This window comes from Microcystis sp. M090S1, assembly GCF_020246295.1.
In the GTDB taxonomy this organism is placed as follows: domain Bacteria; phylum Cyanobacteriota; class Cyanobacteriia; order Cyanobacteriales; family Microcystaceae; genus Microcystis; species Microcystis aeruginosa.
Genome location: NZ_JADBTF010000334.1, coordinates 1 through 6350 on the forward strand (window position 1 = coordinate 1; position 6350 = coordinate 6350).

6 protein-coding genes and 1 pseudogene are annotated in these 6350 nt (G+C 45.2%); 1 reads left to right on the top strand and 6 read right to left on the bottom strand.

The window, feature by feature from the left end; translation table 11 throughout:
- The first annotated feature begins 314 nt into the window (after positions 1–314).
- The gene (locus IM477_RS14770) at positions 315–680 is read left to right on the top strand and encodes a DUF1815 family protein (RefSeq protein ID WP_002801757.1); all 366 of its coding nucleotides are present in this window, start codon (positions 315–317) and stop codon (positions 678–680) included.
- A gap of 43 nt (positions 681–723) precedes the next feature.
- On the opposite strand, the gene IM477_RS14775 is transcribed toward IM477_RS14770, so the two are convergent.
- The 6 genes and pseudogenes from IM477_RS14775 to IM477_RS14800 form a co-directional block, all read right to left on the bottom strand.
- Positions 724–1689, bottom strand: a complete 966-nt coding sequence (locus tag IM477_RS14775; protein WP_287732344.1) for a glycosyltransferase family 2 protein — start codon at positions 1687–1689, stop codon at positions 724–726.
- Between the two features lie 245 nt (positions 1690–1934).
- Entirely contained in the window at positions 1935–3212 is a 1278-nt protein-coding gene (locus tag IM477_RS14780) for a glycosyltransferase (protein ID WP_287732340.1), read from the bottom strand.
- Between the two features lie 139 nt (positions 3213–3351).
- Complete coding sequence (locus IM477_RS14785) at positions 3352–4422, bottom strand: formylglycine-generating enzyme family protein (RefSeq protein WP_287732341.1); 1071 nt, start codon at positions 4420–4422, stop codon at positions 3352–3354.
- A 182-nt stretch (positions 4423–4604) separates the two neighbouring features.
- Entirely contained in the window at positions 4605–5579 is a 975-nt protein-coding gene (locus IM477_RS14790) for a methyltransferase domain-containing protein (protein WP_287732342.1), read from the bottom strand.
- A 274-nt stretch (positions 5580–5853) separates the two neighbouring features.
- A complete protein-coding gene (locus IM477_RS14795; RefSeq protein WP_287732343.1) occupies positions 5854–6246 on the bottom strand; it encodes a hypothetical protein in 393 nt (130 codons plus the stop codon).
- Positions 6228–6350: pseudogene (locus tag IM477_RS14800) on the bottom strand (IS630-like element ISMae26 family transposase); the annotation flags it as partial. The pseudogene IM477_RS14800 and the gene IM477_RS14795, both read right to left, overlap by 19 nt.

Here is a 6350-nt window from a genome sequence, read left to right on the forward strand (position 1 = left end):
TAACAGGTCAAAAGCCTTATTTTAAAAGGGTTTTAAGCTAAACGGCACTTAACCTGCATGATCCAATAGCTATAACCCTTTTGGAGTCTATATCGGTGATCCGAAGTAAAAGCCGTTTAGCTTACCATTATTCAGCAGACCCTACATATACTTGGCGATATCAGGAATTCACGCTACTCTAGGTATCGGGTTCTTTACATTTTGTTACTTAACATCCGTAAAAAAACCTGGTTCAAATATCTTATTTTCTCAAAAAAGAATCTTAAAAAAGTATTAAGGTTTTATAATTGAGCAGTGTTGTCAGGAGGAACATTGTGTTTAAACGACTTGCAGAACAGCATCGCCAACTGGTCAAAGACTTGGTCATGGATTTACAGGCCTTAGCGATCGCACTAGAAAATCAAGGTTATCTAGCATCTTGCTACACCTGTGGCGGTCAAATGAACAGCGCATCCTTTATGGTCGGATTGGGTGAAACCCATCTAATTCGGTTTCTCGTGTCCGATTACGGCATCACCTGGACAGAAATGCGCGATGATCGAGAGTTAATGAAACTCGAAGGTGCGGAAGCCATCAGCCAACTACAGGAATTAGCCAATCTGATTAAATATCAAATTTCGCCGGCGGAATTTATTGACAAAAAACCCTCCTCCGTGCTGCAACGGTTAGAGACGGTTTAACCCCAGATGTGACCTAGACCTGTATGTTTAGCGAACTTTTTCCCTAACCTTTCAGCCAACTGTTAGCTAGATAGGCCATTCGTTTCATCTCTTTTCGTCCCCGGGAGACGGAATCGAGGATCATGCCACAGGTCAAACTTAAAAAGGCTAAAAGCATGATCGAGGCCGATAAAATAGCGGTGGGAAAACGTGGTACTAAGCCGGTTTCGAGGTATTCAAACAGGACGGGGATCGCTAAGAGGAGGGAAATAACCGCCAAAATTAGCGAGACAAGGCTAAAAAAGAGAAAAGGACGAATTTCTTTAAAAAGTAGGATAGCGGTTCCCAATACTCGCCAGCCATCTTGAAAGGTTTTTAACTTACTTTGGGAACCTTCGGGACGTTCCCCGTAGAGGGTTGGTTCTTCAGCGAAGGGAATTTTTAATTCTAAAGCGTGGATAGTTAACTCGGTTTCAATCTCGAAACCATTGGACAAAGCGGGAAAAGATTTGACGAAACGACGAGAAAAGACGCGATAACCGGAGAGCATATCGATTAAACGCGCTCCAAACAGAAATTTCACCAATCCTGTTAAAAATAGATTACCAGCGCGATGACCGGGACGATAAGCCTGGGAGGATTTTGCCGCTTCCCGACGCGCACCGACCACCATATCCAATTGTTCCCCCAACATTCGTTCAATTAAGCGTCGTACTGCCGCAATTTCGTAGGTATCATCACCATCGATGAGAATATAGATATCGGCCTCGATATCGGCAAACATCCGCCGGACAACATTGCCTTTTCCCGGTTGGATTTCCTGACGAACGATCGCCCCAGCTTTGAGTGCCTCCGTCACGGTATCATCGGTAGAGCGGTTGTTATAGACATAAATTGCCGCTTCTGGCAGAAAAGTTTGGAATTGGGAGACAACTTTAGCGATCGTTAGTTCTTCGTTGTGACAGGGAATAATCGCGGCGATACGGTAGTTTTGCAGGGAAATCGGCGGAATAGCAGTCATTTCGATCATCGTCAAGTTTTTTTGGTAGTCTTGTACCATTTCCGCCGCAAAGATTGGGTCAGCGACGACAATGGTAGAATTAGCGGCGGCATTTTGATCAAGCCATTCCATCCCCTCTTTGAGACTTAATCCCCAGTAATCGGTTTCCTGTTGACCTTGGGCCGCTTTTAAGTCCCGAAAATTAAGGCTGCCAGCGGTTGAACGAGAGTTAAAAAGGGTTTGCAGGATGAGAGGCCAAGTTTTCCCTGGTTTTCCTATGGCTTGCCGGACTTTTCGGGTTTAACCTCCGTCACACGCCAACTGAGTTTTAAATTCATCCAGAAGTTCCAAACAGTAACCATAGCGATCGCTATTAAGTTAGCAATATAGCGATTAATATGTAAGACATTAAAGAAAAAGTTCAAGAGCAGCACGTTGAGGATCAAACCGGCCAAACAAATAAGATTAAATTTAAGAAAACGTTTCAGACGCTGCTGCCACTGATTTTGGCCAGTGGACAAATCGCCAAAAGTCCAGCGATCATTCCAGAGAAAATTATTAATAATGGCCACCTCGGCGGCGATAATCTTACTGCGAGTTACTCCCCAAGCGAGGGTAGTGGGATCGCTGAGGAGATAAAAGATGGCCATATCGACGAATACGCCACTAAACCCGACTAAACTAAAGCGAAGAAAGCGAGCGAGGGGGAATTGCCAACGCCTTTTCAGGCCACCGAAACGACCGCGGGAACGCAATTTCAGCAAGTGCAGGATATATTCGATGTATTGTTGCCAGGTGACTTTGCTTTCACCGTCTTGACGCTCTTGGAAAACGTAACCCACTTCGGCGATCCGGTCGATATTGCCGCGACCGATAACTTCGAGGAGGATTTTATAGCCCATCGGGTTTAAGATCGGGCCAGCGATCGCTTGTCGATTAACCATGAAATAGCCACTCATCGGATCCGATACCCGTCCCACCACGTTAGGCAGAATGACTAATCCCAACAGCTGCGCCCCCCGGGAGAGGAAGCGTCGAGTCAGACTCCATTGGCTGACTCCACCCCCTTCCACATGGCGACTAGCCAGGGCGAGATCGGCTCCGGCTCTGGTTTGCTCGAATAATTTTAATAACACTTCCGGGGGATGCTGTAAATCGGCATCGATGACCCCAAGGATGTCGCCCCGTGCCACTTGCCACCCCCGTACCACTGCCGAGGATAGGCCTTTTTCTCCCTCCCGGCGCAGCACTCGCAGCTGGGGATATTCAGGGATTAAAGACGCGGCGACTTCCCAAGTGCGATCAGGACTATTATCATCGACAACGATCAGTTCGTAATCGTTGGGAAGGGCTTCGTCAAGTATTTGACTGAGAATGTTGACTAATTGAACGATATTTTGCCGTTCATTGTAGGTGGGAATGACTAGAGACAGGCTGAGAGGATAATTTTTTTCTTCTTCTAAGTTGCCGTCGTCCGGGGGAGGAGGAGATAAAGGTACCTGTAGATCTCCTGTGGGGGGAGTTAAGAAAAGATGAGACTGCTGTACCTTCATGAAAAATTTGACCTCACTCGCGGTTGATTTAGCTATAGACGCACTGACAACGGCAGAAGATTCTGAATACTTTTGGCCCTTTGGAACCTAACCTATTGAACCATACCTTTGTCGTCTCTTGGGCGGACACAAGCATTGATTAACCGGTACTATCGGCCATGACTCGTAAACCCAAGACACTGTGCTGTTGATCGGGAAGGCAAAAGGTGCGATTGGCACTGCGTAGGTGCCTAGCTTCATCGCCCCAACTGCCCCCTCGCACTAAACGGGCGGAACGATAACGGGGCTGCAAGCGAGTATCCCTGTCTAACCAAGCACTACCATCCAGGGGCGGGGTTCCCTCGTAATTCCGGTGCCAGCTATCGGCGCACCATTCGCCCACGTTGCCGTGCATATCGTAGAGACCGAAATTATTGGGGGCGAAACTGCCCACTGGGGTAGTCCTGGCCAGATAGGCGCTGGCTGGTTCTTCCGCGTAGGGATCATAGACGGCAAAGTAATTGGCCCGCTCGCTGGTGAGGGTTTCCCCGCAGTAAAAGGGGGTGGTTGTACCGGCGCGACAGGCGTATTCCCAGCGTGATTCACTCGCTAGTCGGTAATCTTTGCCGGTGGATCGGGAGAGTCTTTGACAAAATTCGATCGCCTCGTACCAGGAGACTCTCTCAACGGGTAAGTTATCACCTTGGAAAAAGGAGGGCGCCGGGTTGAGTTCGAGATTAATTTTCGGCAGTTGGGCGATCGCTCGCCACTGTGCTTGGGTGATCGGGTATTTGCTCAGAAAAAAAGCCGCCGTTGTCAGGGAATTTTCTGGTTTTTCACTGCTAGTATGATCGCCTTTTTCCTCATTTTTCGAGCCGCGTCGAAAACTGCCCCCCGGAATGGCTACCATTTCTAGTTCGCTGCCGTTGCCTAGGGGTTCGCGCCAGGAGCGAGCGCTACCCTGACGGCGATCGATAATTTGCCCTCGACGATCAACGGTGACTGTTTCAAAGCTATATTCTGTCCACTGGAGATTTTGCGAATCTACTGGGCGAATTTGCCGCAAAAATTCCTCTATTGCCTCTATATTCTCGGCACTAGCTTGGTTTTGGTCGGCAGAATAACTGAGCCGAGAGGAGAGAAGGGTAGCTAGTCCGGCACTTCCTCCGGCTAGGGCCGCTAATTTCAGCAAACTACGTCGGTTTAAGAGGGGATTAGGGGGATAGTTCATATTTTTAGGAGACTGGTCTGATATTTAGGCATTTCTAAGTAAGTAGTTATAATTAAATTGAAGATAGATTTTGGGTTCGATCCCCCCTGCCCCCCTTGATAAGGGGGGTGCCGATAGGCGGGGGGATCCCTCCTGCCCCCCTTGATAAGGGGGGTGTCTGACAACTTTTAACACCTACCTACTTAATCTTGATAGAAACGACTTTTTACTAAACAATAGGCTCTTTCATCGCCGTCACGACTGGCGGGATCGGAGTTTTCGGTATTACCTACTGTTATATAATCGCAAATTTCCCAGCCGGTTCGCTGTAAAATTCGGCGTAACCCGGCATTAGAAAAGATCCAATAGTTGGTGGAATCATTATTTGCTTCTAGTTCATCGAGTAAATAGGCTAGAGGAATCGCGGAAAGATCGATTCGATTAGCGGCATTACTCACCGTATTAAACTTAGTGACGCGGGTGCTGATCAGGCAATAATTGGCAGATTTCGCTAAGGTTTCGAGGGCATAGTAGGGATTTTTGAGATGGTATAAAATTCCTAAGAAGATGACTAAACTATAGCTTTTTTCGGGAAGGAGAAACTGGGAATCTAAGTTAACATCATGAATCTCCACAGAGGAAGAAAGAGCAGTTTTGAGCAGTTTAACCCCTTGCATAAGATTAAAGTTGGTAGGAGCGTAGTCCACTACCTGCACTTTACAGCCCAAAGATTCCAGAAAAAACGCCAGATCCCCATCGGCACAACCAATATCAACAATCGGTTTTTCCGAGATTAATTCCAGTAGAAAACGGTTTTTACCCGTTAATAGTAATTCGAGAATCTCGAAGCTGGTTAAAGTGTTGTAAGGATACCAGCCAAAATTGTCGGGAGCCAGTTTTTCTTTTTCGGCATCTAATTGGACTCGAAACTGGCGGGACTTATTTTTGATCACGCTAATATCGAGAAGTTTCGGACTAATTTCTTGCAGTTCGGGAATGGTTAAGGATAACTGACCTAATCTTTCATAAAGAGCATTTTTTTCCCGAATCATTTCTTGTTTTTCTTGATTCAAACTCTTCAGATGATCTTTGAGGGAATCTCGTTCTTCAATTAAAGTCTCTCGTTCATCAACTAAGCGAGGATATTTCCAGAACTTAAGATATTTCTTGATTTTCATCTATCAATAGGGAGGAATTAATTTTACTGAGTTAGTCTAGGGGGTCTCTGGCTGTTGGATATTTTTACCAAAACCACGCCAATAATACCCTCGATCGGGATCATTTGTCAAGATATTTAATCAACAATTTTGAGGTTTAAAATCAGCTTATTATTGGCTTTTATCAATATTAAGCTGAGAATTTTTGCAGATGATTGATTTTTAAGGATTATAGATTCGGGGTAACTTCCTTAGAGAAAAATTGACCTCCTGACTCCTCTAATTCTACCCGTTACTAATGATTAGTTTCGATGATTTTAAAATATTTGGGAAAATCTCGACAATGGGGACAGTATTCAATCAAAACAGTGGTGGGATTATGACAAGAAAGCTGCCGTTCAAGAAAATGAAAGTCTAAGGAAGCATAGATAAAGTAAACCGTATTTCTATCGATTTGATTTATTTGACAAATTTGTCTTTCTTGCAGGAATTTTAACAGTTGATCATGTTTTAAAAAGTGATAGGATAAATCCTGAAAGTTTCTATAACGGATCAATCGTGGTGATTCGTTTTCGGTGGCTAAAATATTTCTCCAGAGGAGAGTTTGCTGCAGGGTAAAGGTGAATCCTAATAAAATAATTAGTGATAGGTATATAGCAATTCTCTGACTTATGAGGTACAGTAGCAACAGTGAGTAAACCAATTGCGAATATCTTTTTGAGTAACTTCTAACATAGCCAATTCAATCCCTTCTATTAAGTCTTTGTAAGTTCTCGCCTTCAGTTTTCTTAA

Coding starts and splice junctions, on each gene's coding strand:
- IM477_RS14775 (WP_287732344.1), bottom strand. CDS start 1,689: ATGATCGAAATGACTGCTATTCCGCCGATTTCCCTGCAAAACTACCGT.
- IM477_RS14780 (WP_287732340.1), bottom strand. CDS start 3,212: ATGAAGGTACAGCAGTCTCATCTTTTCTTAACTCCCCCCACAGGAGAT.
- IM477_RS14785 (WP_287732341.1), bottom strand. CDS start 4,422: ATGAACTATCCCCCTAATCCCCTCTTAAACCGACGTAGTTTGCTGAAA.
- IM477_RS14790 (WP_287732342.1), bottom strand. CDS start 5,579: ATGAAAATCAAGAAATATCTTAAGTTCTGGAAATATCCTCGCTTAGTT.